Here is a 26,823-nt window from a genome sequence, read left to right as displayed (position 1 = left end):
AAATGTTGATTTTGGTGCGGCTTTTTTATGTATAATTAGAACTTGTGATAACAACTTAGGAGGATTAATTTTGAAATTAGCAATGATTGGACTCGGTAAGATGGGAATCAATTTAACCGAGAATTTGATTCGTAACGGTAATGAAGTAGTTGCTTTTGATTTAAATGATGGTGCCAGAAACGATGCTTCAACTTTGGGTGCACGTGTTGAAAAAAGCCTTAAAGATGCGGTTTTGGCTTTGGATGCACCACGTATTGTTTGGGTAATGTTACCAGCGGGGGACCCAACTAATACAACAATCGATACCTTGAGCGAAATTTTGGATGAAAATGATATCGTGATTGACGGTGGAAATTCATTTTACAAAGATTCATTGCGACACAATAAAATCCTAACTGATAAAAACATTAAGTTCTTCGATGTTGGTACATCAGGCGGTATGAGTGGTGCAAACCGTGATGGTAATTTCATGATCGGTGGAGATGATGAAAAAGCTTTTGAATATATCGAGCCTATTTTCAAAGGAATTGCACAAACTGATGGTTACTTATACACTGGAAGAGCTGGTAGCGGTCATTACTTGAAGATGGTTCATAACGGTATTGAATACGGTATGATGCAAGCTATCGCCGAAGGCTTCGATGTTTTGAAACATAGTGAATTCGATTATGACAATGAAGCGGTGGCTAATGTTTGGCAACATGGTTCAGTTGTTCGTAGTTGGTTGATGGAATTGACACAATCAGCCTTTTCAAAGGATCCAGACTTAGACGAAATTAAAGGTGTAATGCATTCTTCTGGTGAGGGTAAATGGACAGTTGAAGAAGCTTTAAGATTGCAAGTTCCAACACCTGTAATTGGAGCTTCATTGATGATGCGTTATCGTTCATTAGAGGATGATACATTCACTGGTAAAGTCGTAGCGGCCTTACGTAACGAATTTGGTGGACACGTTGTTGAAATAAATAATAACGGAAATAAAGATAAAAAATAATTAATGAAAAACTTGTCGTTGGCAAGTTTTTTCTTTTTTTGTAAGGAGTTTTTTGGTGAAAGAACGTGGAAAAATATTTTTATTGGTATTGTTAGGAGCTTTTATCGGTAGTGATTTGCGTTATCTAGAAAGTTTGATTTTTAAGGCATCCAACGGTTTTCCTTGGGGAACTTTGATAGCCAATTTAACAGGTGCATTCTTCATGCCTTTTTTGATTCATTACTTGCAAGACAGATATAATTTATCACCGAAAACAATTTTGACCTTGAGTACAGGTTTATTAGGCTCTTATACGACCTTTTCAACCTTTATAGCCGATAGTTATCGATTGTACCAAAATGGTAGTTGGTTTTTATTGGCGATTTACTTGTTTGTAACGATTGTTGGTGGCTTTGTTGTAGCGCTACTCGGTAATTATTGGGCTGCCAGTCGAGCATTCATCGATTATGCCAAAAGGGAGCGAAACTAATGAATTTTTTAATTGTTGGTCTAGGTGCAAGTGTTGGCGCAATTTTAAGAAATGAATTGACACTCTTACAAAGTAAAATAAAAATTGATTTTCCAGTAATAACATTGTTGATAAATATTTTTGGAGCGTTATTATTAGGTATCTTCACTGCACAAATTCATAACGCTGCTTTATTATTGTTAGGAACTGGTTTTTGTGGTGGTTTTACTACCTTTGGAACCTTGAACATGGAATTGAGTCAACTATGGTTTCAACGACGCTTCGTTCGCTGTTTTCTTTATTTCAGTTTGACTTATATTTTTGGTATCCTAGGATTTGTCATAGGAATACACGTATAGGAGATTTTTTTATGCAGATAAAAGAACCAATTTGGAATGAAAGCTTTCGACCAGGAATTATTTCTTCAACTAAATTATATTTTCAAGATCTCTTTGTTGGTGCTAAAAGAATGAGTCGCAAGGATTTCTGGTGGGGCTATTTAGGCTTTAGTATTGTAGCTTATGTCATTGTGGCATTATTAACATTTATTCTAACTAAAATGCCGGTAATGGATTATTATTGGAGTTCAATCATTGGCGTAGTGCTGGCTATAACGATGGGTTACTATTGGATTGCTGTCTTTACTGCCATTATTAGACGTTTACATGACCGAAAAATGCGCGGTTGGTGGGTGTTGTTAGGAGTAGTTCCATTCGTTGGAGCTATTGCTTTGATAGTGTTATTGTGCTTGCCACAACGGAATCTAGGCAATCGTTTTCCCAAAACAATCTAAAACTTTGTTAAACTAGAGCAGAAATGTTCTAGTTTTTTGTTGGAGGAAAAATATGTGTGGACGATTTTTGTTTGAACCTGATCAAAATCCTGAAATAAAACGAATTTATCAGTTAGCAAAGAATGCTGGCTTCAATCCTAAAACGGGTGAAGTTTTTCCGACCGATGAGACAGCTTTGATTATTGCTGGAAATCGTCAAGTTCAAGTTGTCGGTATGAAGTGGGGCTTTCCGGGCTTTAAAACTGGTCAATCACTGATCAATGCCCGTAGTGAAACGGTGCAACAAAAACCGATGTTCGCAGATTCATTTTTAAAACGGCGTTGTGTTTATCCAACCACAGGTTTTTTTGAATGGAATAAAGCCAAACAAAAATATAAATTTAATTTCTCTAATGATCCTCAGACGCTTTTTATCGCTGGTTGTTACAACTACTTTGACAATGTAGCTCAAAGCATCTTATTTACAACGGCACCCAACGAATCAATGGTACCTGTTCACGATCGAATGCCATTGATCTTACAAAAAAATCAAATCAATGCTTGGATTTATAACGATGACTTTGCTAAAAACTTTTTGGATACGGCAATGCCACAATTGTACTCACAAGCAGAAAAATAGGTATTTATTATGAATGATAAGATTCAAAAATTTAGTAACAGTCAAGATTTCTTTCAATGTCCAATCTGTGGAAAAGAACTAAAATTAGTTGGCAATAGTCTGTTTTGTAGTAATGACCATTGTTTCGACATTTCTAAAAAAGGATTTGTTGACTTTGTTTTAAATAATAAGGCATCCAAAAATTATGATCGCGATTCTTTTGAAAATCGTCATTTAATTTTGGAACATGGCATGTATGATCATATCGCTAATAAGTTAGTTGAATTGATTAAAAAATTACATTTAGAAAGCATTTTAGACGTTGGCTGTGGCGAAGGTTATTATGCTAAAAAAATTGCTCAAGCGGGGATTAAGGATGTTTTGGCTTTCGATATTTCTAAAGATTCAATTCAATTGGCAGCTAAAGGTATTAATACGCCGGTGAAGTGGTTTGTGGGTGATTTGGCTCATTTACCAATTCAAGATAATACGGTCAAGGGTATCATTGATGTCTTTTCGCCAGCTAATTATGCGGAGTTCAATCGTATTTTAGATGCTGGCTATGTTTTAAAAGTTATTCCCAATCAATTTCACGTTCAGGAGCTGCGCCAAGTAGCAAAGGACCAGTTGCAACAAGCAGAGTATTCGAATAAAAAAGTTCTAGATTATTTTGAAGAACATTATGAATTGATTGATCAAATAGATGCTACGGAAACTTATCCAGTGACAGAAGAAGTTAGAACGGCGTTTATCAATATGACGCCACTTTTATTCAACGTCGATAAATCAAAAATTGATTGGTCACAAGTTAAAAACATTACAGTTGGTTCAACTATTTTAGTCGGACAACAAAAAAATCGTCGAAATTAATCGACGATTTTTTATTTGGCATATTTTTGTAGGTCGTTTTTGAAATCACCTTGAACTAATGTAGCAACTTGTTGAACGATTTCTTTAGGGTCTTCTTTAAGGTCATTTTGAACCCATTCATGAATTAGAGCTAATAAGGCTAATGTGTAGAAGTGGGCGATGAAATCTTTATGCTTTTGTTCAACGATCATATCTTCAGCCACTTTTTCTACAATATCGATTACGTAGCTATAAATAACCTTGAAGATGTATTTTTCCATCAAGTCACGATAATTAGATTGATAGGCGTTTTTGACGATGGTTTTGTTGTTTTGCATAATCGTCATAACGGCGTAGAAACCACATTGCCACTTATCATAACTGGCAGTTTTATCCAGAATTTTTCGGGCGTTGGTACAAGCTGCATATTCTACTAGTTCATAAATATCAGAAAAGTGGTTATAAAAAGTTTGTCGAGTTAAGTTGCATTCAGTCACGATATCCTTAACGGTAATTTTATCGACTGGTTTTCTCTTTAAAATATCACATAATGACAAAGCTAGAGTTTCTTCAGTTGTAGGCATCGTATCCCCCAAATATTCTCAAGTGAATTCAATTATATAATTTTTTAAATAAAAGTACACAGGAAATTTGGTTCTTTTTTTATGTTGATTGGTGTAATATGCCGTCCTCCATAGCAAAGAAAATTTGGCTGGAACGTAGTGGGCACGACTTGGAGCCTTTGCTAAGACCAAAAACGGGCAAAGTCTTCAAGCTCGGCCTTATTCTAAGCAACAAGTTGCTAAGAATAATTTCACTACTGAGCCAATTTTCTTTGCTATTCCGGACTAGATAGTGGCTTTATTCTTTGTGTCTTAATTATTGGGAATAAAAATAGCAGACGACGGACGACGAAATTTAACTAAAATTTTATGAGTATTTAAATTAGGATAATAAAGACAAAACAGAACGTATGTTTTACAATGTTAATTAACAATTACGAGGTGGGAAAGTATGGCGACTAAAATTGGAATTCGGCAATTAGTAGAATTCGTCTTGCGCAGTGGTGATTTAAATGAGACTAAAAATAGTCAAAATACAGCCTTGAATGGTGCACGAATTCACCGTCGTTTGCAAAAAAAGCGTAGTAAGGATCCAGATTATCAGAGTGAAGTCTATTTAAAAACTGAAGTGACGATGAATGATAACGAATATTTGATATCAGGTCGTGCCGATGGTTTAAAAATCACTGATAAGAATGCTCTGATTGAAGAAATTAAAACTTCTGATCAACCATTTGAAGAATTAAGCGATAATACCTTGGAATTGTATTGGGGACAGGTCAAGGTCTATGGTTACTTGATTTTAAAGGATTATCCACGATTTGATCACGTGACTTTAAGGTTAACGTATTTCCAAGTTAGTACCGAAAAGATTATGACGGATGAACAAGTTTATAGTCGTGATGATTTAAACAAATTTTTTAAGGATTTAATCAATGAATATGAGTATTGGTTAGTTTTGCGCGCTAATTTACGAAAAGAACGCAATACTTCAATTAAAAAATTACAATTTCCCTTTCCACAATTTCGAACTGGTCAACATGAATTAGCGGCAGCAGTTTATAAGACGATTTTATATGAAACCAGATTATTCGTTGAAGCACCGACGGGTACTGGAAAGACGATTTCAACGTTGTTTCCGGCTATTAAAGCGATGGGAGAAGAAAAAATTCAGCGACTATTTTATTTAACAGCTAAGCAGAGCACCAGAAGAGTCGCTGAAGAAGCAATTGATTTGATGGCCAGTAAGGGACTGAAATTAAAGAGTATTACGTTGACAGCGAAAGACAAGATTCGTTTTCCTGAACAAGATGTTCCACCAGATAAAGATCCTTATATGATTGGCTATTATGATCGTTTAAAACCAGCTTTGTCAGACTTATTGACTAATGAAGACAGTATTACCCGTGAAGTAATTGAAAAATACGCTAAGAAGCACCAAGTTGACCCCTTTGAATTTTCACTAGATGCTTCGTTATTTTGTGATGTGATTATTTGTGATTACAATTATTTATTCGATCCGTTAGTTTATTTACAACGTTTCTTTATTGAAAAAGATACTGATAATTTCTTCTTAATTGATGAGGCACATAATCTAGTCAGTCGTTCTCGATCGATGTATTCAGCTCAAATCAGTGATCAAAAAATTGCTAGTTTGTTAAAAGCAGCCAAGAAGATCAATACGCAACCAAGCGCTGATTTTCAAAAACAAATAAAGAAAGTTCGGCGAGTATTCAATCAGATGAAGAAAGTCCTAAAAGAAGACGATTTAACTGAAAGAATTACTTCTGATGTCCCAGATAAACTATTGAATACTTTGAGTAAATTTAATGACTTTATGACTGATTGGATAGCAGACCAACAGCCGTCGGATTTTCTCGAGAGTGCCAAAGATTACTTCTTCGATAGTTTAACGTTTGTCAAAATCGGAGCGTTATATGACGATACTTATAAGACAAGAATCGTGATTGAAGATAAAAATCTAATTGTTAAACAGTTATGCTTAGATCCTAGCCACTTCTTAGATAAGTCGTTAGATTTAGGGTTAGGAGCAGTGTTTTTTTCAGCTACGTTATCGCCAATGGACTATTATCAAAGCGTTTTAGGTGGCAAAGAAAACAGTTTGGCATATCAATTACCGTCTCCTTTTCCTGCACAAAATCAAGTTATTATGGTCACACGGTACATTCAAACAACTTATCGACAACGTCCTTTTAGTCAAGATGATATCGTTGAAAGTTTACATACTTTGATTAGCGGTAAAAAAGGTAATTACTTATGTTTTTTCCCTTCGTATGGCTATTTAAAGCAGATTGAAGAGCGTTTTGAGGAAGAATATCCAGAAATTCTAACAGTTACACAGACAAGTGCAATGAATAATGTGGCTCGTGATGAATTCTTAAATAAATTTCAGGATAATCCTGATCATACATTATTAGGATTTTGCGTTCTTGGTGGAATTTTTTCGGAAGGTATCGATTTACGAGGTAATAAATTAATAGGTGTTGCCGTTGTCAGCGTGGGATTACCTGGACTTAGTGCAGAGAATAATCTGATACGTGATTATTATGATCAGGAAAATGGACATGGTTTTGAATATGCTTATCAGATGCCCGGTATGAATAATGTTTTGCAAGCTGCTGGAAGATTGATTCGCAGTAGTCACGACAAGGGAATTATTTTGTTGTTGGATCAGCGTTTTGCTAGTTTTCGTTATACACAGCTTTTCCCTAATCATTGGCAAAATCGACAGAATTTAAATTCAGTAAAGCAACTACAACAAGCTGTGGATAAGTTTTGGAAAGGAGTTTCAGATGAAGACTAAGTTAACTAAAAATTTAGAAAGTACGCTATATCAATATTGCTTAGAACAAGGTTCCTACGTGGTCGAAGAAGTATCGATGCCTGACAAAAAGGGAATCGTGGATACTTTGAGTTATCAACAATTAACTGATGGCAAGATTGAATGGCGTTGTTATGAATTAAAAGTTACAAAAGCTGATTTTCATTCCAAAGCTAAATTATCTTTTATCGGTAACTACAATTATTTTGTCCTACCACAAAAATTGTTTGAAGAAGTTCAAAATGAAATTCCTACTCATATCGGCGTTTTAATTTATCGAGCTTTTGATAAAAAAGCTATCGAAAATTCACCACAAACCTTACGAGCACCAGGATTCTTGACCGTAGCTAAAAAGGCTCAATATCAGGATTTACAAGTGGATGAGACTAAGCTGACTAGTCATTTTGTCGCTTCTTTATTTAGAGAAGTGGATAAGGCCAAAAAAGTTGAAAAGGGTCTGCAATTGTATTCTGATGATAAATTATTCAAAGAATTAAAAAAGCGTTCCAAAGCTGGTTATGATGTCTACACTCCGGATCACAATCTTTATGACCGTTTTGTAGATGATTTGAAGGATGAGGCTATTGATTCACTTCAAGAGGAATTAGATGCTCGCAATGAGCAGTACCAAACTTTGAAATTAGAATTACAAAAATTGCATCAACCAAATTTGGAGGATAAATTATGATTTATTATCCTTATTTACGAGGTAGGATGTATGATTTATTGGCATTAAAGGAATTAGTTGAGAAGAAACTTTTGAGTAAGAATATCATTCCAATAATCGAGCCAGTTAGAGATTCCAAAGAGCTGTTGCAGACGGTTCGAACTTTGATAAAGTTTCAACATCCATTTAGCGTTATAGCGAACCCACAAGTTAGTGTTTATGGCTTGAATGATACAAAATTATTTCCTTTGCCAGATTTATCAAAGTTAAATTTCTTTTATCCAAGTGCCATCTTGGCAGCTGATTTTAGTAGTGAATTCGTTCAAACTAGCGGCTCACAAAAGTCTTTGTTGATTGCTAAAGATTATGAATTGTTAAAGGCTTATCAAAAAACGCGTGTTTTGCAAACTGTGGATAAAGTTTTAATTCCCGATGTTGCTCGCATGCAACAACTTGTTTTTGACAAATCGGTTAAATTGACAGATCCGTTGACCTTTGTTAAACATGTTGAGGATTATCAATTATTGGAAGATGAATTTTTTGAACCGGCGGATTGGTATCATCAGGTGGATGATTTTAAAGGTTTTGGTGACTATTCAATGGTTGGACATGTTTATTTTGATAAGGGGATGCCATCACGGGCAATTGCCTTACATGTAATTTATGCGACTAAGACTGGTGAACTAAGAATTCATCATTTTGTTTCCGATAGTAATGAGAAAATGAGTGGGCAAAGGGAAAAATTTTTTGAAGCTTTAAACAAAATGATACCTTGGTGTCAAAAGAATATTTTTGGTCTCAATAAAACTCCAGCTTTGGAAGAATTATTGAGTTATGCACAGCAGAACAAGTTTCCTGGCTTAGGAGTAGTCAAAAAATTATCATTGATGCACCATTTTGAATTGATGAGTAGATTATTAGAATTAGAAAATAAATAAAGGACATCATTAGAATCGCACGCAGTTTTGATTGCATGAATTCTAATGATGTCCTATTTTATTACCACAATTTGATTAATGCTTGTGTTCCGTCATTACCGAGACCCTTTTCATCGACTAAGGTTTCGTAAAGTTTCTTAGCTTGCTTAGTAGCTGGTAAGTCTAAATTCATCTTTTCACTTTCATCAAGTGCAATTCGAAGATCTTTTAGGAAGTGCTTGGAATAAAAGCCTGGTTTGAAATCTCCTTTGAGAATTCTAGGACCGTAATTTTCTAGACTCCAGTTATCTCCGCCACCGCCTTCGACAGTTTCGAGGACTGCTTGTAGATCTAGCCCGGCTGCTTTAGCGTAGACAAACATTTCTGTTAAACCAGTCATTGTTCCGGCAATCATGATTTGATTAGCCATCTTTGCATGTTGACCAGCTCCGTATGAACCGAAATAGTGGGAAGTTTTACCGATAATCTCAAAGATTGGTTTGAGGGTTTCGAAAGCTTTTTTATTACCACCAACCATGATAGTTAATTTGCCATCACGAGCACCAACGTCACCACCTGAAACAGGAGCATCGATTGATTCAACACCAATTTCTTCAGCTTTTTGACCAATCTTTTTGGCTAAGGTAGGTGTACTAGTTGTCATATCAACGATAATCTTGCCAGCACTTAATCCGGCAAAAATACCATTATCTTTAAAGTAAACATCTTCAACATCTTGTGGGAAACCGACCATAGTGAAAATAACGTCGGTATTTTGTGCAACAGTTTTAGGATCAGAGAACCATTTAGCACCTTCATTAATCAGAGGTTCAGCCTTTGATTTTGTTCTAGTATAAATATCAACATCATAGTTAGCTTTCAATAGATTATTGATGATACCGCTACCCATAACGCCAGTACCAATGAAACCAATTTTTTGCATATTACTTCCTCCAATCATCAAGTTAATTATATTATACGAAAAATCTTCTAGTTAATGATATGATTACCTATTTATTGACCATGTTTGTTTGCTATAATTCAGTTGATGTTGTTAATCAAGTTAGTGTTAAATTCCGTTATCAATTCCAGCATCCACAAAACTGTCACTACCGACTAGATAACGTCTTTTACTTGTTACTCCAGTGATAAAAAAGAACTACTATCTAGTCCGGAATAGCAAAGAAAATTGGCTCAGTAGTGAAATTATTCTTAGCAACTTGTTGCTTAGAATAAGGCCGAGCTTGAAGACTTTGCCCGTTTTTGGTCTTAGCAAAGGCTCCAAGTCGTGCCCACTACGTTCCAGCCAAATTTTCTTTGCTATGGAGGACGGCACGCTACACTAACTTAAATTTAGAAATAACTAAAGAATAGATAGGAGGGGTATTTCGTGAAATTTATTAAGGACTACTATAAAAGCATTTTAGCAGCTTTGTTTTATGGAATAACCTCGGCTCTAGGTATTCAATTACTTTTGCAGCCGGCAAAGCTTTATACCAGTGGTGTTACTGGTGCATCACAGTTAATCGTGAACTTGTTGAATGAGTTTGCACATACGAGTACGCCTGTTTATTTATGGTATGTCTTGTTGAACTTACCATTGATTATTTTGGCTTGGTTGAAGTTAGGAAAGAAATTTACGATACTTTCGATTATTTCAGTTGCTTCAGCTTCAATATTTATTTTGTTTATACCGTTATACCCAATCACTAAAGATCCGCTACTTTCAGCCGTCTTTGGTGGAATCCTATCCGGGGCTGGAATTGGTCTTTGTTTCCGTTACGGCTTCTCGACTGGAGGTACTGATATTATCGCTTTGATCGTGCAAAGAAGCACCGGAAGTTCAGTTGGTCAAGTTAGCTTTGCCATAAATGCTGTTATCATTACGATTGCAGGCTTTGCCTTCGGTTGGGAACTAGCTTTGTATACAATTATTTCTATTTACATTACTAATATGGTAATAGATAAAATGTATATTCAACAACAAAAAATTACCGTTACAGTATATAGTCATCGGGTCGATGATATTTCGAAAGAATTGCTCAAATCGCTTAACCGTGGTTTAACACTCGATTATCATTTGCGTGGTGCATATTCTGGTGAAGAGATTGGTTCAATTACGATGGTTTTGACTAAATATCAATTGTTTTTTGCTAAAAAAATCATTTTAAAAGAAGATCCACAAGCATTTATCAATATCCAGCCAACAATGTCCATTGCAGGTAAATTTAACGATAATTAATTTCAAAAAACTGTATAAAAATATTTATTAATTGGGTCTGGAAATCGTTTACAATATAGATTAATGTGAAGTATGAAGGAGATTTTAATATGAAAACTGTTATTTATACTCATCCATACACGGGGAGCTTTAATCATGAGATTTTGAATCGATTAACTAATTCGTTCTCAAAAAATGATGAGGAATTTGAAATAATCGATCCTTATGGCGATCATTTTGATCCAGTACTCTCTGAAGAAGATTTGAAAGTCTATAGTCAAGGTAAGACTAGTGATGAATTAGTCAAAAGATACCAGCGTAAAATAGCGGCATCAGATGAATTAGTATTCATCTTTCCAATTTGGTGGCATAATTTACCAGCCATGTTAAAAGGCTTTTTAGATAAGACGATGTTGAATGGTTTTGCATATAACGAAGACAACGGCTGGAAGGGTTTGCTGACCAACATTAAAAAAACTACCGTTATAACGACGTCGACAGTAACTAAAGAGTACTTAGAAAATAATTGTGGCAATCCAATTCAAGATGTTTTTATTGCACGAACATTGAATGATTTGGGAATTGATCCACAAACTGTTAAATGGATTCACTTTGGTCAAGTTAATACCACTACTGACCAGATTCGGGCAAAATTCTTAGATGATTTACCTGATTTATATGCGAATAGATAAAAATAGCGCCGATTAGACTTTTTTTAGTTTAATCGGCGTTATAATATCTTTTAATAACATTGTAATTATGAGGGCGTTTTAATGCATAGAAAGAGAAGGAATAATTTAGGCTGGTTACAGTTAATATTTATGATATTAGCGGCCTTTGTGATCGGCTTTTGTTTAAATTTGGCACAAACCGGTGATTTGATTTTCACTAAACAAATAGTTTTTGGGACAAATTGGAATACTTATTTGCTCACTACGGCAATTATTTTCATTATTTATCTAGGGTTATATGGTTTATTTAACCGTTTCTTTTATTCTTCCGCAGTATTTTTTGTTTTCTTTTTGATTTATGCGGTGGCCGATAGGATGAAGGTAATTTACCGCTCTGAGCCGATTTTACCTAGTGACCTGTTGCTATTGAAGAATACAAAATCATTATTATCCATGTTGACTCCTAAGCTCATTGTTGCTGTAGTGGTAGCATTAGTAATCGTTATAACGGTATTTGTTTTCCTAGAGATACGCGTTGGGAAAAATATGTTGCGTTTCAAGCCAATTACGAGATTGATTTTTGTTGGATTGACAGCATTTAGTATCGGTATTTTTTATACTGCCAATGATAATAGTTCATTAACATATCGTTTACTAGCAGCTTCTGGATATACTAATCTAGATTCGAATATTAATAAATCAGCTAATACTAATGGTCCAATGCTGACATTTTTAGGCAATATGTACGTCAATATTATGGAAAAACCACAAGACTACAGTCAGCAGACAATGGCCAAGATAGTTAAGAAGTACCAAGAACAAGCTGATGAAATAAATAAAAATCGTGATAATGATGATCTTTCTGATCAAACCTTGATTTTTGTCCTTAGTGAGAGTTTTTCTGATCCGACTAGAGTTCCCAATCTTAAAATGAATCAGGATCCAATGCCCAATATACGAAATATTGAAAATTCAACGACTTCAGGATTGATGATGAGTTCTGGCTACGGTGGCGGTACCGCTAATATGGAATACATGACCTTAACGGGGTTAGCTTTGAATCAATTCTCGAATTCGTTACAGTCTCCATATACACAAGTAGTTAATAAGCAGGAAAATCCTATTAATATTGCCAACAGTTTTAAGACTGCCAGTGCTATTCATCCTTATCATGGCAATTTTTATAATCGCAATAGCGTCTATAAGAGTTTTGGTTTTCAAAGTTTTCGCAATATTGATACGACAGGGGATTCAGCGTTGAAATATACGACGACTTTACCGGGAATGGAATATATCAGTGATGAATCTGCTTATGATAATGCTTTATGGCAGGTTAATCATATTAATGGTGGCCAATTTATCAATTTAGTAACGATGCAAAATCACATGCCTTATACGAATAATTATACTGACAATCAATTTACTAATACGGGGTCGGCTATTTCTGATAAAAATCGTGATCAGGTAAATAATTATGCTAAGGGTTTGAGTTATACAGATAGTGCTACAAAGGATTTCTTGGATAGGATAGATAAAATCGATAAACCAATTACAATTGTATGGTATGGCGATCATTTACCAGGAATTTATGATGGTAACGATATGTATAAGAATAATGTGGCTCAACACCAAACAGATTATTTTGTCTATAGTAATAAATATGCCCGTGATCACAATCAGGGAACGACCAAGTTAGATAACGCTACTAAAGTTACTGATCCTAATGGATTTATTCCTTTAGCTTTGAAACAAATGAACCAAAAGGTAACACCTTATTATGCTTTACTAACTGAGGTACAAGAGAAATTGCCTGCTATGGCAAGAAATATCGATGAGTCTAGTAGTAATTTGTACGTTAATGAAGATAGTAAACAAGTGAAAGAGTCGGATTTAACGCATGAACAAAAAGAATTGCTTCAGGATTATCGTTTAGTTCAGTATGATCTCACTGCTGGCAAAGGATATACACAAAAAAGTATTAACAAATAGGAACGAATTGGGAAATCGATTCGTTTTTTTTGTTGTTTTAAATTAATATATTCATATACGTCAAATAAAGGGTATGGGGATATGCATATTAAAAAATCTTTTTTTATTTACTTGTTACAATTTTTATTCATGTTGTTTTCCGCCGCATTAGTTGGTTATCTACTTCATCTTTCACAAACAGTTGATTTTAAAGCTACCAACCAAGCTGTTTTTCATACTAATGTAGCAGCTTATCTGTTAACAATAACGATTCTGTTCATATTATATCTAGCAGTTTATGGTTTGATTAATCGCTTCTTCTATGCAACGGCCATTTATTATATTTTCTTTGGCATTTACATTGTGGCCAATCGCTTAAAAGTGGCTTATCGAAACGAACCAATTATGCCTAGTGATTTAGCGCTTTTAAGAAGCTGGAAACAGCTATTTTCGATGATCAGTTGGAAAATAGTTATTTTAGCCATCTTAAGTTTTGTAATTGTGATAGGATTTTGTGTCTTTTTGGGCAAACATTTCTCGAAAAAAACTTTGCACTTTAATCTAATTACAAGAATTATTTTGGTTGTCCTGGGAGTCGCCACTATCGGGTCGTTTTATAACGTTGACAAAGAGGGCTCCTTTATGAATAAAGTCACTGCCAGAACGGGTTATATCAACTTCGCACCTAATATTAGTTTAATAGCCAATACCACAGGGCCCTTATTGCCATTTTTGGGTAATATTCATACGGATATTATGGATAAGCCACAAGATTACAACAAGGAAACGATGCAAAATATCTTACATAAGTATCAAAAAAAGGCTCAACAAATCAATCAAAACCGTCCTAATCAAAATTTGAATAAGCAGACGTTGATTTTTGTTTTGAGTGAAAGCTTTGCTGATCCAGTACGAGTTCCAAACGTTACGATTAATCAAGATCCTATTCCTAATATCAATCAAATAAAGCAAGAAAATACCTCAGGATTGATGTTAAGTTCTGGTTATGGTGGCGGAACAGCCAATATGGAATACATGGCTTTTACTGGTCTAGCTTATAATCAATTTGCTAAATCATTGCAGTCGCCATATACACAATTGGTAGTTAATCAAGATCATCCTATTAATATTATTAATAGTTTTGATTATGCAGCGGCTATTCATCCATATTATGTTAATTTTTATGACCGTGATATTGTCTATCCCAAATTAGGCTTTAATAAATTCAAGAATTTTCAAACTAAAGGCAAGGATGCTTTAGAATACAAATCTAAACTCAGCTACAGTACCTTTGTCGACGATGAGTCTTCCTATAAAGAAACTTTGAAACAAGTTAATGCCAGAAAAAAGGGTCAATTCATCAGTTTAGTGACGATGCAAAATCATATGCCATTCAATGTAACGTATGATAATAATCAATTTACTTATAAGGGTTCAGCAGCGGGTATTCCACAACAAGTTGCTAATTATGCTAAAGGAATTAATTATACCGATAATTCGACTAAGGAATTTTTGGACAAGTTAGATGCTATACAAAAGCCGATTACAGTTGTTTGGTATGGTGATCATTTGCCAGGATTGTATGATAAAAATTCCATGGAAAAATACAACGTTGTACAACATGAAACAGATTATTTCATTTATAGTAATAAATATGCTTTGAGTCACAATTATGGAACTAAAAAGATTGAACAGAATACAGCTATAACTGATCCAAACAGTTTTATTCCTATTGCTTTGAAACAGATGAAACAAAAAGTAACGCCTTACTATGCGTTGTTGACTAAAGTTCAAGAACAATTGCCAGCCACTGCTAAAAATAGTGTCGGTAATAGTGAGGATTTGATGGTCAATCAAAATGGCAAACAAATTTCGTCTAATCAGTTGACTAAGTCTCAACGTAAGGTTCAAAAAGATTATCGTTTAGTTCAATATGACCTAACGGCGGGTAAAGGTTATATTAAGTCCAAAATTAATAAATAATATCTTTTTTAGAGTTGAAAACACTTTCATTTTTTGGAACCCTTTTCGTAGGAGTACACTTAACATATTCACTAACAAAAATGGGGATGAAATTAAGTTTTGAATTTTAAGGGTTTTCTATACATATTGATACCAACATTTCTTTTCAGTTCAATGGAAATTGCATTAAAGATTGCTGGTGGACAGTTCAATCCAATCGAATTGAATTTTATTAGATTCTTGATTGGTGGACTAGCCCTCTTACCATTTACTATTCTTTACCTTAAGAAGAACAATGTAAAAATTTCTAGATCTGGCTGGGGTCGTATTGCTTTGACAGGCTTTGTCATTGTCGTAGTAAGTATGACTTTATATCAAATCTCAATTGGAATGTCTAAAGCATCAGTTATTGCTATCATGTTGAGTGCTAATCCAATTTTTGGTTTGATTATCGGATTTGTGTTCCTCAAAGAAAAATTATCGAGAACTAATGTTTTAGCATTGATTCTCACATTAGTCGGTTTATTGATTATTATTAATCCATTCCACTTATCAGGTGCAATGGGAATCATGTTAGGTTTATTATCATCAATTATCTTTGGTGTTTACGGTGTTATGTCACGTGTTTACGGTGGAAAGATAGGCTTGAATGGTCTTTCAATGACTTGTCTAGCTTTCTTATTCGGTTCTGGAGAACTCGGTATCTTGATGGGTATCAGTCATATTCCAGCCGTTGCTAACGCTATTCCTAGTAACTTTTCACAATTTAGTAATATTCCATACTTCCAAGGCATTTCCTTACAAACCTTGCCATTGATCTTGTACATTTCAATCTTAGTCACAGGTGTGGCATTTGGATTGTACTTCCTATCAATGGAAAAAGTTGGAATCTTGCAGGCTTCATTGATTTTCCTAGTTAAGCCTGCATTGGCACCAGTCCTATCACTTCTAATTCTTGGCGAAGCAATGACTGTTAATACGATCTTTGGTATTGTAGTTATCTTGCTAGGTTCATTAGTTACACTTATGGGAGAAAAAATTGCTTACCGTGTTATGGCAATCTTCAGACGTAACAATCCTGAAGCTCATCAAGAAGTGGACGAATTGGAAGTTGTTAAAGATAAAATTGAAAACAGTGAGCTTGCCAAACGTCGTAAAGCCACTGAAGAAGCTGTTCGTGATACTCTTGAAGCTAAAAAAGAGAATCGAGAAGTACCTTCTGAAGACTAAAATATTGATTAATAAGATTATGCAAATTATGCATAATCTTATTTTTTTGCAAAAAATTGAGCTATTATGAAGGTAGCGGTTTCAAGCGACCCGATATTAAGGAGGTTTTGCGAATGGATAACTTAATTAAAATTGGTAATACTGATGTAACTAGTAAAAAGATTGGTCTTGGGACTAACAAAGTTGGTGGACACAATCTATTTGAAAATTTAAAAGATGAAGATGGCTATGCTGTTGTTAAAGAAGCTATCGACAGTGGTATCACAACTTTGGATACAGCCTTCATGTACGGACTCGGTCGTTCGGAAGAGATTATTGGCGATGTAATTCAAAACTATGATCGTAGTAAATTGGTTATCGCTACTAAGGCTGCTCAAGATCCTGATAATGACTTGAAATATAATAATAGTCCTGAATTTTTGAAAAAGTCAGTTGATTTAGCCTTGAAACGTTTAAAGACTGACTATATTGATATTTTCTATATTCATTTTCCAGATGAAAAAACACCTAAGAATGAAGCAGTGGCCGCTTTGAATGAGTTAAAGAAAGCTGGAAAGATCAAAGCAATCGGAGTTTCAAACTTCTCGTTGGAACAAATTAAAGAAGCTAATAAAGATGGTTTAGTTGATATTGTGGAAGATAATTACAGTTTGGTACATCGGGATGCCGAACAAAGTTTATTCCCATATTTGAGAAAGAATAATATCTCATTTGTGCCATATTTCCCATTAGCTTCAGGTTTGTTAACGGGTAAATATAATGCTTCTGATTATAAGAAATTTAAGCAGTTTACTAAAGATGAGTTCGATAATATCTTGAAGTCGATTGATGTCGTTCAAAAAATTGCTGATAAGTACGACGCAACCGTTGCTCAAGTAGTTTTGGCATGGTATATGAAGAATCCAGATATTTCTATCGTGATACCAGGTGCTAGAAAACCAGCCCAAGTAGATCAAAACGTGAAATCTTTGAGTGTTGAGTTAGGTAATTCTGATTACCATGTGATTGATGAAGCATTTGAATAAGTTTTAAATTGAAAGGATTTTTAATTATGGCAAGAAAAGTAGTAATTTTTGGTGCAAATGGATTCGTAGGTGGCGAATTCGCTAAACAATTTATCGAAAATGGAGATTCAGTAACAAGTGTTTCTAGAACCGGTGAACCTTTAGGCAATGAATCATGGTATAGCAAAGTAGACTGGAAAGTCGGAAATGCTTTAGGCACTGGCTTTTGGGAAAATTATCTAAAGGACGCTGACGTGGTTGTTGACACAATTGGTGAATATCAAGAAAGTCAAAATGAGAACTTAACTTTTGAGAAGGTTAATTATCAAAGTGCTCTAAATATTGCCGATGCAGCTGAAAAGAACAAGGTTCCAGTCTTTGTTTATATTTCAGCTGATGATATTCCTGGTGCTAATAGGCGTTATATCAGTACTAAACGTGACGCTGAAGATAACTTGAATAAGCGTAGTTTTAGAACGGTTATCATGAGACCAGCTACAATGGTGACCGATGATGATAAAGTTGATTCTGATTCCAAGTACCGTAGTTTACCTGTCAGTATGGTTGCCTTAGCAGCCTTAGATGCTGTGGATAATGATAAGGAAAATGTCACTTTGGGCGTTGACGATATTGATAAATTGTAATCATTCACTGTTGTTATAAATATAAAAGACACCATAATGCTCTCAAGTGAGTTGTTATGGTGTCTTTTGCTAGTAATTATTATTGAACTTTCTTTAATTTACCGTCTTCAATTTCCCAAATCGTATCGACTAAATCAAGCACTCGCTCATCATGAGTTACCATGACGGCAGCTTTGTTTTCTTGATGAACCGTCTGTTGAATGATGGAGACGGCATCATGCCCTCTTTGGGAATCAAGACTGGCAGTTGGTTCATCAGCTAAAATCAAGTTCGGTTGATTGATGAAGGCTCTGGCGATTGCGACTCTTTGCTTTTCACCACCAGATAGAACGTTTGGATAACTATTGAGACGTGACTTGAGACCCAAATTATCGAGGATTCCTATGGCATCGACTGGTTTTTTAGAAGAAATCTTTTGGATGAATTGTAGTTGATCTTTGATTTTTAAATAGGGAATCAAGTCAGAATTTTGGAAGATAAAACCAATTTGGTTGAGTCGAATCTCGGTTTGCTTTTTCTTGGATAGCTGACTAATATCTTGACCATTTAAGAGTATTTGTCCAGAAGTCGGCGTCAATAAAGCACCCATGATTGTCAGTAAAGTACTTTTACCAGCACCACTGGGACCGACGATAGCCGCAAATTCTCCTTGATTAACTTGAAAAGAGACGTCTTTTAAAACTTCGTTGATATTTTGTCCATCGGGATATTTTTTGATGATATTTTTTAATTCTAAAACTGGCATTAGTTATTACCTCCGATTGCAGAAATTGGATCGACTTTGACAACTTTGATTAAGGATAACAAGGCACTGATCAGAGTGATTATTAGAAAGAGCAGCCCAGTGCCAAGCAAGGTTGTTGTGCCTAAGTTAAATGGCATTGAGGCAGGCATGTAAAGTGAAATACCATAAGTAACTCCTGAAGCAACTATGATAGAAACAAGAGAGAGAATTCCCATTTCTGATAGGACGTGCTTAACTAAATATGAAGTTTTGGTCCCAAGAGCTTTTAGAGTTCCGAAGTCGCTTAATTTTTGTAAATTGATAATATAGAAGAAGACAGCTAGTACGAATAAGGAAATGATGTAAAGGAAACCAATCATTAAGTAGAGTGAACCTTGTTCAGCTGAATATCCGGGGATGGCATCGATTAAGGTTTGTTGACTAATAACTTGATAGCCAGATTTTTTAGAAATTTTACTCTTTAAAGCAATCGTATTGAAATTAGTATTTGGTGAAAGTTTTTGAGCTTGTTTTTGGTTGAGATAAATTACTGGCGTATGTGAATAGGCTTTGTTGTCAGTAAAACCAGCAATTTCAAAGGTTGTTTTGGTGGCTGGGTCTTTGAATTTATCACCGAGTTTGTAGCCGGAAGATTTTAATTTATCGCTGACGACGACTTGGTTGCTGTCAGTATTTCTTAACTTTTGGCCAGAAATAGTTGCGGGGTTCAAAAAACTGTTAGCGTCAATTATGAAATAAGCGATATCAGTCTTCTTACTAGCGTTGTTAGCTTGTTGAATAGACATTTGCGAAACACTTAATTTGGCTGCTTTATCGTGATATTTATTTTGAAATTTTTGCCAATCTTGTTCAGTTAATTCTGAGCGATTCAATCTAGATTCAGAACCCTTTTGTAAAACAAAAGTTTGAGCGGCGGTTTCCTTAATGGCAGAACCAGCGTCATTTGCAAGACCACTAGCTAAACCAGTAATGAACAAAACTAAGAAAACAATTAAAAAAATGATGAGTCCTAAAGCTGAAAATTTCAATTTATCGTGTAATAATTCTTTTATTGTGAGAAACATGTTGTTTACCTCCTGAATGATTCTATCTTATGGAGGAATGGCTTTAGGAACAATAAACAATGGCAGTACTTATGTGTCTTAATACACAGAAATCATGATTTTGTGAAGGAGATTTATATGAATGAAAATGATCGTCGGACTAGACGGACTCAAAAATTGATTCGAGATAACTTCATTGATTTGATGGAACAAAAACCAATCAATGAAATTACGATTCAAGAAATTACCGATAGGGCTGACATCAATCGACGGACTTTTTATCTACATTTCACAGATATTTATGATCTGTTGAGTAAAACTGAAGATTACGTTATGGATCACTTTGCTCAGATGCTGATAAATTTTGAGGCACCAACGAATAATGAAGTTATTGGCCCGGAATTTTTTCGAACGGTCATGGCTTATATTGGTGAAAATCAAAGAATGATTGGCGTCTTATGTCAAAATCCCGACTCGAAATTAATGAAAAAGTTGATTGAATTAACGATTACTAATGGTAAAAAAGTTATTCCATTCGTCCATCCGGAAAATAGTGATTATATTCTTAACTACTGTTGTTGGGGGATGGTTGGTGTTTTGCATACAGCCTTGCGTCAAGGTAAGTTCGATACTGCGAAGTTGTCTGATTTAGCAGATAATTTATTGACTAGTACCTTAAAAGCTGATGGAATCGCATAAAATTAATTAGGAAAACGCTTTTGTCTATGTATGTAAACTAATAAGTTGTAAAATTAAAACTTGTTTTTAGGACAAATTTACATACATAGGGGTTTATTATGGAAGAACTAGAACCAAATAAAAAGTACATCTCCTGGCCAGTTTTGGCGCTGATGGACTTCGTTACCGTAATTGGCTTTGATGATTTAGCGTACAATTTTCAGAGTCAAGGGATGGGGGTTATTACCTCCTGGGTTATTATGCTATTTTTGTACGTCATTCCTTATTCGTTGATGGTGGGACAATTGGGATCCACCTTCAATAAAGAAGGTGGCGGTTTGACTTCTTGGATCAGAGGTACTAATGGTGAATTTTTGGGATATTTCACCGCTTGGACTTATTGGGCTGCCTCGATTCCTTACGTTGTCGACACTGCCAATTCATTAGTCGTTGGGTTAGGTTGGACTTTTAATGGAAATGCCAGTCTACAAAACCACATGTCTAATGGTTGGTTTGCTTTTTGGACTTTAGTTATATTTGTAGTTTTTATTTTTACGCAATCACGTTTTAAACACTCTTTGGAAGTTTTGAGTACGATCGGTGGGGTAGCCATTTTCGGATTGACAGTCTTATTCGTCTTCATGACTTTCGCTGGATTAGCTATGGGTGGACACATTGCCACTCAACCATTTACGATTCACACAATTATTCCGAAATTTAATTTGCACTACTTAACTACTTTGGGACTTTTGATTTATGCGATGAATGGAGCTGAATTGATTGCACCATTCGTTACGAAGATGCGTCATCCGAATAAAGAATTTCCTAAAGCAATGATTATGTTGGCTGCAATGACAGCGTTCTTGACCATTTTTGGATCATTCTCATTGGGTGTTTTCTTCAATGCCTATCATTTGCCAAAGGACTTGAAGATGAACGGTGCCTACTATGCTTTCCAAGCTTTAGGTAATCAATATCATCTAGGTAATACCTTGTTATACGTTTATGCTCTAGCAGAAGTGTTTTATTTAGCCGCTTTGTTAGCTGTCTTGTTGGATGCAATGACAAGAATGTTAATTTCTGATACTGGTAATCGTTACATGCCACAAGTTTTGAAGAAAACTAATTCAGTTGGTTTGCCAGTTAATGGATATTTGTTAACTTGTGGTTTGAGTGCCTTTATCATGTCACTAGGTATTTTCTTACCAAGTATGAACGATATTTTCAACTGGCTCTTAAACTTGAATGGAATTATTTCACCAGGTGTAACTTGCTGGGTCTTCTTCGCCTTCATTAAAATTCGTCAAGATAGTGAAAAGTATCCATCCGATTATGTCTTCATTAAGAATGATAAAACTGCTTTGACAGTTGGTTGGTGGTGCTTGATAGTTACCGCTGTTGCGACAATTTTTGGTATCGGACCTCAAGATGTTGTCTTCGCTTCATCAACATGGTGGTACGAATTGATCATCAATTTTGTTTCAATTATCGTCTTGATTGGATTAGGTTTGATTTTGCCATACGTAACTCGTCGTGAAGAACGTAGTACTAATGGTTCAGCCTTTACACGCCTACAATGGACGGGAATTCTGACAGTTATTTTCTTGACGATTGTCGGGGATTTGTATTTGGGTGGTTCAAACCACACTTACAATATTCATGGAATCGTAGCACTTAGTGTTGTTGGGATTTTGTTAGTTATTTTGTTTGGTTGGAAAGAACACAACTTAAAAGTTGACTAGTCTTTGTCACCAGCCATTATTTATTTTTGCAGATAAAAAACGTATTTATTCAGATTTTGAGACAGATCTGAGTAGATGCGTTTTTTTAGTATTATTAAAAAGTAGGGCCACTATCTAGTCCGGAATATTACCGCCAACTAAACTTTTAATGCTATCTTTTTTTGAATAAGTGTAGGCAAATCAAGAGAGAAAATATTTATATATCACTCACATACCTTTTATGGTAAAATATTTCGAGTTGCTTATTTTCCATAATGTACACCAAAAGGTCAATCTTTTTAGATTGCGGTCATGTCGGGTAAGTAAGCGCTTAAAATTATTTGATATTTTTAGATCATTTTCCTACTATTCAACCGAAAGTATTGTATATTTGAATTAACCGTTAGGTGAGTAAATTAGAAAGATGATTTATTTTCACTTGAGGAAAACGCCATGACAGAATTAGATACAAAGAAGAGATACATCAGCTGGCCAGTGTTGGCCCTTATGGATTTTGTTACTGTAGTTGGATTCGACGATCTGACTTACAATTTCCAGAATCAAGGGATGGGCGTTATTACGTCCTGGATCATTATGATTCTCATGTATGTTATTCCGTATTCGTTGATGGTTGGACAATTGGGGTCCACCTTTGACGATGACGGTGGAGGATTAACTTCATGGGTAAGAGAAACTAGTGGAGAGTTTTTGGGATATTTTGCTGCTTGGACTTACTGGGCTGCATCAATTCCCTACGTTGTTGATACCGCTAATACGATTGCTGTCGCGTTAGGATGGGTCGTTAACGGAAATGCTAACTTGCAGACGCAAATGTCTAATAGTAGTTTTGCCTTGTTCACTTTGTTGATCTTTGTATTCTTTATAATCATTCAATCCCGTTTTGAACATTCGTTAGAAGTACTGAGTACGATTGGTGGAATTGCCATGTTCGGGATGACAGTTCTTTTTGTAATTATGACCGTCACTGCTTTAGGTATGGGTGGTCACATTGCGACTAAACCTTTAACTGTTCATACGATCGTACCGACTTTTAACTTACATTATTTGATGACTCTAGGGTTCTTGATTTTTGCTATCAATGGGGCAGAAAGAATTGCTCCATTCGTGACTAAGATGCGTAATCCTAATCGTGATTTTCCTAAAGCGATGATCATGTTGTCAATTATGACCGGATTTTTAACCATCTTTGGTTCATTTTCATTGGGAGTATTTTTCAATGCCTACCATTTGCCAGATGATTTAAAAATCAACGGATCATATTATGCTTTCCAAGCCTTAGGTCAAAGGTTCCACATGGGAAATACTTTGATGTATGTGTTTGCTTTTACCGAAATTTTCTATTTAGCTGCTTTGTTGGCCGTTTTATTGAATGCAATGACGAGAATGTTGATTTCTGATACAGGTAATCGCTATATGCCTAAATTTTTGCGGAAGACTAATTCTGCTGGATTGCCAATTAATGGCTATATTTTAACAGTCGGCTTGAGTGCCTTTATCATGTTCTTAGGTATTTTGTTGCCTAACATGAAAGACATTTTCAATTGGTTGTTGAATCTAAACGGAATTATTTCGCCGGGCGTAACTTGTTGGATTTTCTGGTCTTTTATTAAGATTAGAATGAATGACGATAAGTATAAGTCGGGATATGTTTACATTAAAAATAAAAAGCTTTCGCTGGCTGTTGGTTGGTGGTGTCTGATTTTGACTGGAGTAGCAACTATCGCTGCTGTCGGTCCACAAGACGTACCATTTGGATCAACAATGTGGTGGTATGAGTTAGTTATCAATTTCGTAGCCATTATTGTTTTAATTGGTCTCGGTTTTGTACTACCATACATTACGAAGAGAGAAAGACGCAGTCAGACTGGAACAGCCTTTACAAGAATTCAACGTATCGGTATCTGGATTGCCGTTCTAGGTACTTTGGTGGGTGACTTGTATTTGGGTGATGTTAATTTCAGTCGTAATATTGGTTATATCATTTTACTAACTGCTGCCGGGTTAACTTTAATAGTTGCCATGGGTTGGCGTGAGCATGATTTGAAGGAAAGTCTTGAATAGTATTCAAGGCTTTTTTTGATACAATAAAATAGGAATTGAGATAAAATCACATCTAGTTTTTAAAACTAGATTGAATAGTTAACAAAACTATGATAAATTATAAAAGTAATTACAAAAGGAGCGCTTTCTTATGGATGAATTACAAGACTGGTTAGACAAGGTAGAGGCCTATCACATGCCAAGGTTTGAGGACTTGCCTGAATTGGATCTATATCGTGATCAACTATTGACACTAGTTGATAAATATATTGGACCCGTTTGGTTGGAGGATGGTCCCGTTGTCACCACATCAATGGTCAATAATTACGTGAAGAACGGTTTATTGCCTCATCCAGAAAAGAAACGATATACTCGTGAACATTTAGCATATTTGATTGCCATAACTTTTTTGAAACAAGTAGTTTCAATCAACGACATTGAAGAAGGTCTGAAGGTAATGACACGTTTAAATGGTGGTATTGCCCAAGCATATGATTTCTTTTGTGAAAAACAAGAAATAGCTTTACGAATGTTGAATCATCGTGAAGAGAAACAAGCTTTATCTGAAAAGGATCAATCTTCAGCTTATTTGATGGTCGAGATGGTGACAATGGCTTTTGCCACGAAACTAATTACGAAGAAAATATTAATGATTGAAAACAATTCAGATGAAAAGAGTTAATTAGAATGGAAAAGATTGCTGTATTGGTAGATTCTTGTTGTGATTTGCCTAAAGAATATCTTAAAAAGGCTGGTATCTATGAGTTACCAATGCAAATTGCTTACCATGACAAAACTTACTTGGACCGAGTTGATATTTCGGCTGAAGAAGTTTATAAAAATTTACCCGTTGAAATTCCTAAGACTTCATTACCATCAGGTGAGTCGATTCAAAAAACTTTGAACCAAATTGCTAAAGATGGTTACACACAAATCTTGTCAATTTCTGTTTCTTCAGGTTTAAGTGGAACATTTAATTTTTTGAAAGTCTTTTTAGACGATGATGATCGTTTTACTTCTAAATATTTTGATACGAAACAAGTTGCGATTGCTTCAGGCTTAATTGCTATTCAAGCTAAGAATTTAATTGATGAAGGTAAAACTTTGAACGAAGCTGCAGCAGCGGTTGAAAAAATGTGTCAAAATGCCATGGTTTACTTCTGTATTCCTACTTTGACTTATTTAAGGGCTGGTGGTCGTATCAGTGCGGTCGCTTCTGCCGTTGGTGGAATGTTGAAGTTAGCACCGATCGTTACTTGTACGCCAGAAGGTACTTACACGATTGCTGCTAAAGCTCGTGGCATGAAAAAAGGTCAAAAGATGATGCTTGGTTATGCTCAAGATTTTATCAATGATGGGGATAAGTATTTGATTGGTATCGGTCATGGTGCTGATGAAGTCGGTGGCCAACACATGCTAGATATTTTGCATGACAATGGAATTAAAGGTCAACAAGAATTTACTGAACAAGTTGGACCCGCTCTAGGAGTTCATACTGGACCTGGCTTGATAGGAGTCGCAGTAGTTAAAATATAAGAAAATAAGGCATTACTTAGTAGTCAATTGATTACTAGGTAATGCCTTTTTATTTGGAATTATTTTTCTTGATAGCTTCATAACCAGCACTGGTGAATTGATTTAGCAATTGTAGTTCACGATACCAGTCATCATCTTTAACGAAATGGTGGCGTTTATTGATGGCAAAAGATCCGTGGATTGAATAGTTAAAGAGTAATTCAGATTCTGATTCACTAAGTCCAGTTCGTTCTTGAATGGCAGGGACAAGCTTATTTTTTTCATGATTGGCAATTCGACCAATAATGTAGTCATTTAAACTGGGATCCATCAATAACTTGCGATATTTGGTAGAATCGGCAATTCGTTGGCAAGCTGGTAAAAGCGATTCATTTTCTTTCAATAAATCCAAACTGGCAGTTGGGTCGATGGTCGAATTGGTTTGATTATTGTCGGTGAACAGTAATGCATCATCCAAAACTGCATTCAAGACAGCGGTTAAATTATCAAAATGTGAATAAAAAGTAGAACGGGTCATATCGGCATGACGACACAGTTTAGCAACGTTGATTTGTGGATAGGGTTCCTGATTGATCAACTCCAAAAAAGAATCCTTGATGGTGTTGATTGTATAAATAGTTCGGCGGTCTAGTTTTCTATTTTTTTGCATACAAACTCCTTTACACTTT

The 26,823-nt window shown here is 35.3% G+C and carries 26 protein-coding genes; 21 read left to right on the top strand and 5 right to left on the bottom strand.

Going from position 1 to position 26,823, the window contains the following annotated elements; all coding sequences use genetic code 11:
• The first annotated feature begins 70 nt into the window (after positions 1 to 70).
• The 6 genes from gnd to G6534_RS09130 are packed head-to-tail and all read left to right on the top strand — an operon-like array spanning position 71 to position 3,703.
• Entirely contained in the window at positions 71 to 994 is a 924-nt protein-coding gene (gene gnd / locus G6534_RS09155; protein ID WP_059074856.1) for a phosphogluconate dehydrogenase (NAD(+)-dependent, decarboxylating), read from the top strand.
• Between the two features lie 55 nt (positions 995 to 1,049).
• A complete protein-coding gene (locus G6534_RS09150) occupies positions 1,050 to 1,463 on the top strand; it encodes a fluoride efflux transporter FluC (RefSeq protein ID WP_059074857.1) in 414 nt (137 codons plus the stop codon).
• Positions 1,463 to 1,801 (top strand): fluoride efflux transporter FluC, encoded by a 339-nt coding sequence (locus G6534_RS09145; protein WP_059074858.1) that lies wholly within the window; start codon positions 1,463 to 1,465, stop codon positions 1,799 to 1,801. Before G6534_RS09150 ends, G6534_RS09145 begins: the two co-directional genes overlap by 1 nt.
• Positions 1,802 to 1,812: 11 nt before the next feature.
• A complete protein-coding gene (locus G6534_RS09140) occupies positions 1,813 to 2,235 on the top strand; it encodes a DUF805 domain-containing protein (protein WP_059074859.1) in 423 nt (140 codons plus the stop codon).
• Between the two features lie 52 nt (positions 2,236 to 2,287).
• Positions 2,288 to 2,854: an SOS response-associated peptidase gene (locus tag G6534_RS09135; RefSeq protein WP_059074860.1), complete on the top strand. Its 567-nt coding sequence runs from the start codon at positions 2,288 to 2,290 to the stop codon at positions 2,852 to 2,854.
• A 9-nt stretch (positions 2,855 to 2,863) separates the two neighbouring features.
• A complete protein-coding gene (locus tag G6534_RS09130) occupies positions 2,864 to 3,703 on the top strand; it encodes a methyltransferase domain-containing protein (RefSeq protein WP_082666971.1) in 840 nt (279 codons plus the stop codon).
• A gap of 11 nt (positions 3,704 to 3,714) precedes the next feature.
• Here G6534_RS09130 and G6534_RS09125 read toward each other — a convergent pair whose 3' ends face one another.
• Positions 3,715 to 4,266, bottom strand: a complete 552-nt coding sequence (locus G6534_RS09125; RefSeq protein WP_182082619.1) for a TetR/AcrR family transcriptional regulator — start codon at positions 4,264 to 4,266, stop codon at positions 3,715 to 3,717.
• A 430-nt stretch (positions 4,267 to 4,696) separates the two neighbouring features.
• Here G6534_RS09125 and G6534_RS09120 point away from each other — a divergent pair, with 430 nt between their 5' ends.
• From G6534_RS09120 to G6534_RS09110, 3 genes are read left to right on the top strand one after another with little or no spacing between them, the layout of a single operon-like run.
• Positions 4,697 to 7,069: an ATP-dependent DNA helicase gene (locus G6534_RS09120; RefSeq protein WP_059074862.1), complete on the top strand. Its 2,373-nt coding sequence runs from the start codon at positions 4,697 to 4,699 to the stop codon at positions 7,067 to 7,069.
• A complete protein-coding gene (locus G6534_RS09115; RefSeq protein WP_059074863.1) occupies positions 7,059 to 7,775 on the top strand; it encodes a hypothetical protein in 717 nt (238 codons plus the stop codon). Before G6534_RS09120 ends, G6534_RS09115 begins: the two co-directional genes overlap by 11 nt.
• Positions 7,772 to 8,692 carry a sce7725 family protein gene (locus tag G6534_RS09110; RefSeq protein WP_082666972.1) on the top strand — a complete coding sequence of 307 codons (921 nt, stop codon included), beginning with the start codon at positions 7,772 to 7,774 and terminating at the stop codon, positions 8,690 to 8,692. The genes G6534_RS09115 and G6534_RS09110 overlap by 4 nt, the downstream gene beginning before the upstream one ends.
• A gap of 61 nt (positions 8,693 to 8,753) precedes the next feature.
• Here the strand turns inward: G6534_RS09110 and G6534_RS09105 are convergent, their stop codons facing one another.
• Entirely contained in the window at positions 8,754 to 9,614 is an 861-nt protein-coding gene (locus G6534_RS09105) for an NAD(P)-dependent oxidoreductase (RefSeq protein ID WP_182082618.1), read from the bottom strand.
• A gap of 447 nt (positions 9,615 to 10,061) precedes the next feature.
• Between G6534_RS09105 and G6534_RS09100 the strand changes: the two genes are divergently transcribed.
• The 7 genes from G6534_RS09100 to G6534_RS09070 all read left to right on the top strand — a co-directional run bounded on the left by G6534_RS09100 (position 10,062) and on the right by G6534_RS09070 (position 18,371).
• The gene (locus G6534_RS09100; RefSeq protein ID WP_059074865.1) at positions 10,062 to 10,913 is read left to right on the top strand and encodes a YitT family protein; all 852 of its coding nucleotides are present in this window, start codon (positions 10,062 to 10,064) and stop codon (positions 10,911 to 10,913) included.
• A gap of 89 nt (positions 10,914 to 11,002) precedes the next feature.
• Complete coding sequence (locus G6534_RS09095) at positions 11,003 to 11,584, top strand: NAD(P)H-dependent oxidoreductase (protein WP_182082617.1); 582 nt, start codon at positions 11,003 to 11,005, stop codon at positions 11,582 to 11,584.
• Positions 11,585 to 11,938: 354 nt separating this feature from the next.
• Positions 11,939 to 13,552, top strand: coding sequence for an LTA synthase family protein (locus tag G6534_RS09090; protein WP_161936664.1), 1,614 nt, complete (start codon positions 11,939 to 11,941; stop codon positions 13,550 to 13,552).
• Between the two features lie 81 nt (positions 13,553 to 13,633).
• Positions 13,634 to 15,514, top strand: coding sequence for an LTA synthase family protein (locus tag G6534_RS09085; protein WP_182082616.1), 1,881 nt, complete (start codon positions 13,634 to 13,636; stop codon positions 15,512 to 15,514).
• Between the two features lie 126 nt (positions 15,515 to 15,640).
• Positions 15,641 to 16,723 carry a DMT family transporter gene (locus tag G6534_RS09080; protein WP_235586380.1) on the top strand — a complete coding sequence of 361 codons (1,083 nt, stop codon included), beginning with the start codon at positions 15,641 to 15,643 and terminating at the stop codon, positions 16,721 to 16,723.
• A 113-nt stretch (positions 16,724 to 16,836) separates the two neighbouring features.
• A complete protein-coding gene (locus tag G6534_RS09075) occupies positions 16,837 to 17,748 on the top strand; it encodes an aldo/keto reductase (RefSeq protein ID WP_059074869.1) in 912 nt (303 codons plus the stop codon).
• 26 nt (positions 17,749 to 17,774) lie between these two features.
• Positions 17,775 to 18,371, top strand: a complete 597-nt coding sequence (locus tag G6534_RS09070) for an NAD-dependent epimerase/dehydratase family protein (protein ID WP_059074870.1) — start codon at positions 17,775 to 17,777, stop codon at positions 18,369 to 18,371.
• A 79-nt stretch (positions 18,372 to 18,450) separates the two neighbouring features.
• On the opposite strand, the gene G6534_RS09065 is transcribed toward G6534_RS09070, so the two are convergent.
• Together G6534_RS09065 and G6534_RS09060 are read right to left on the bottom strand one after the other, a co-directional pair.
• On the bottom strand, positions 18,451 to 19,116 hold the full coding sequence (locus G6534_RS09065; RefSeq protein WP_059074871.1) for an ABC transporter ATP-binding protein: 666 nt from the start codon (positions 19,114 to 19,116) through the stop codon (positions 18,451 to 18,453).
• Complete coding sequence (locus G6534_RS09060; protein ID WP_059074872.1) at positions 19,116 to 20,180, bottom strand: ABC transporter permease; 1,065 nt, start codon at positions 20,178 to 20,180, stop codon at positions 19,116 to 19,118. The genes G6534_RS09065 and G6534_RS09060 overlap by 1 nt, the downstream gene beginning before the upstream one ends.
• Before the next feature lie 117 nt (positions 20,181 to 20,297).
• Here G6534_RS09060 and G6534_RS09055 point away from each other — a divergent pair, with 117 nt between their 5' ends.
• From G6534_RS09055 to G6534_RS09035, 5 genes are all read left to right on the top strand, one after another.
• Positions 20,298 to 20,858, top strand: coding sequence for a TetR/AcrR family transcriptional regulator (locus G6534_RS09055; protein ID WP_059074873.1), 561 nt, complete (start codon positions 20,298 to 20,300; stop codon positions 20,856 to 20,858).
• Positions 20,859 to 20,956: 98 nt separating this feature from the next.
• Positions 20,957 to 22,579, top strand: a complete 1,623-nt coding sequence (locus G6534_RS09050; protein WP_059074874.1) for an APC family permease — start codon at positions 20,957 to 20,959, stop codon at positions 22,577 to 22,579.
• A 432-nt stretch (positions 22,580 to 23,011) separates the two neighbouring features.
• Positions 23,012 to 24,640, top strand: a complete 1,629-nt coding sequence (locus G6534_RS09045; protein WP_182082615.1) for an APC family permease — start codon at positions 23,012 to 23,014, stop codon at positions 24,638 to 24,640.
• A 130-nt stretch (positions 24,641 to 24,770) separates the two neighbouring features.
• Positions 24,771 to 25,301 carry a DUF1836 domain-containing protein gene (locus G6534_RS09040; protein WP_059074876.1) on the top strand — a complete coding sequence of 177 codons (531 nt, stop codon included), beginning with the start codon at positions 24,771 to 24,773 and terminating at the stop codon, positions 25,299 to 25,301.
• 5 nt (positions 25,302 to 25,306) lie between these two features.
• Positions 25,307 to 26,155, top strand: coding sequence for a DegV family protein (locus tag G6534_RS09035; protein WP_059074877.1), 849 nt, complete (start codon positions 25,307 to 25,309; stop codon positions 26,153 to 26,155).
• A gap of 49 nt (positions 26,156 to 26,204) precedes the next feature.
• On the opposite strand, the gene G6534_RS09030 is transcribed toward G6534_RS09035, so the two are convergent.
• The gene (locus tag G6534_RS09030; RefSeq protein ID WP_059074878.1) at positions 26,205 to 26,804 is read right to left on the bottom strand and encodes a TetR/AcrR family transcriptional regulator; all 600 of its coding nucleotides are present in this window, start codon (positions 26,802 to 26,804) and stop codon (positions 26,205 to 26,207) included.
• Positions 26,805 to 26,823: the final 19 nt, after the last annotated feature.

This window comes from Companilactobacillus pabuli (assembly GCF_014058425.1).
GTDB lineage: Bacteria > Bacillota > Bacilli > Lactobacillales > Lactobacillaceae > Companilactobacillus > Companilactobacillus pabuli.
Note: the sequence above shows the minus strand (reverse complement) of the source record. Positions and strands in the feature narration are given on the sequence as shown.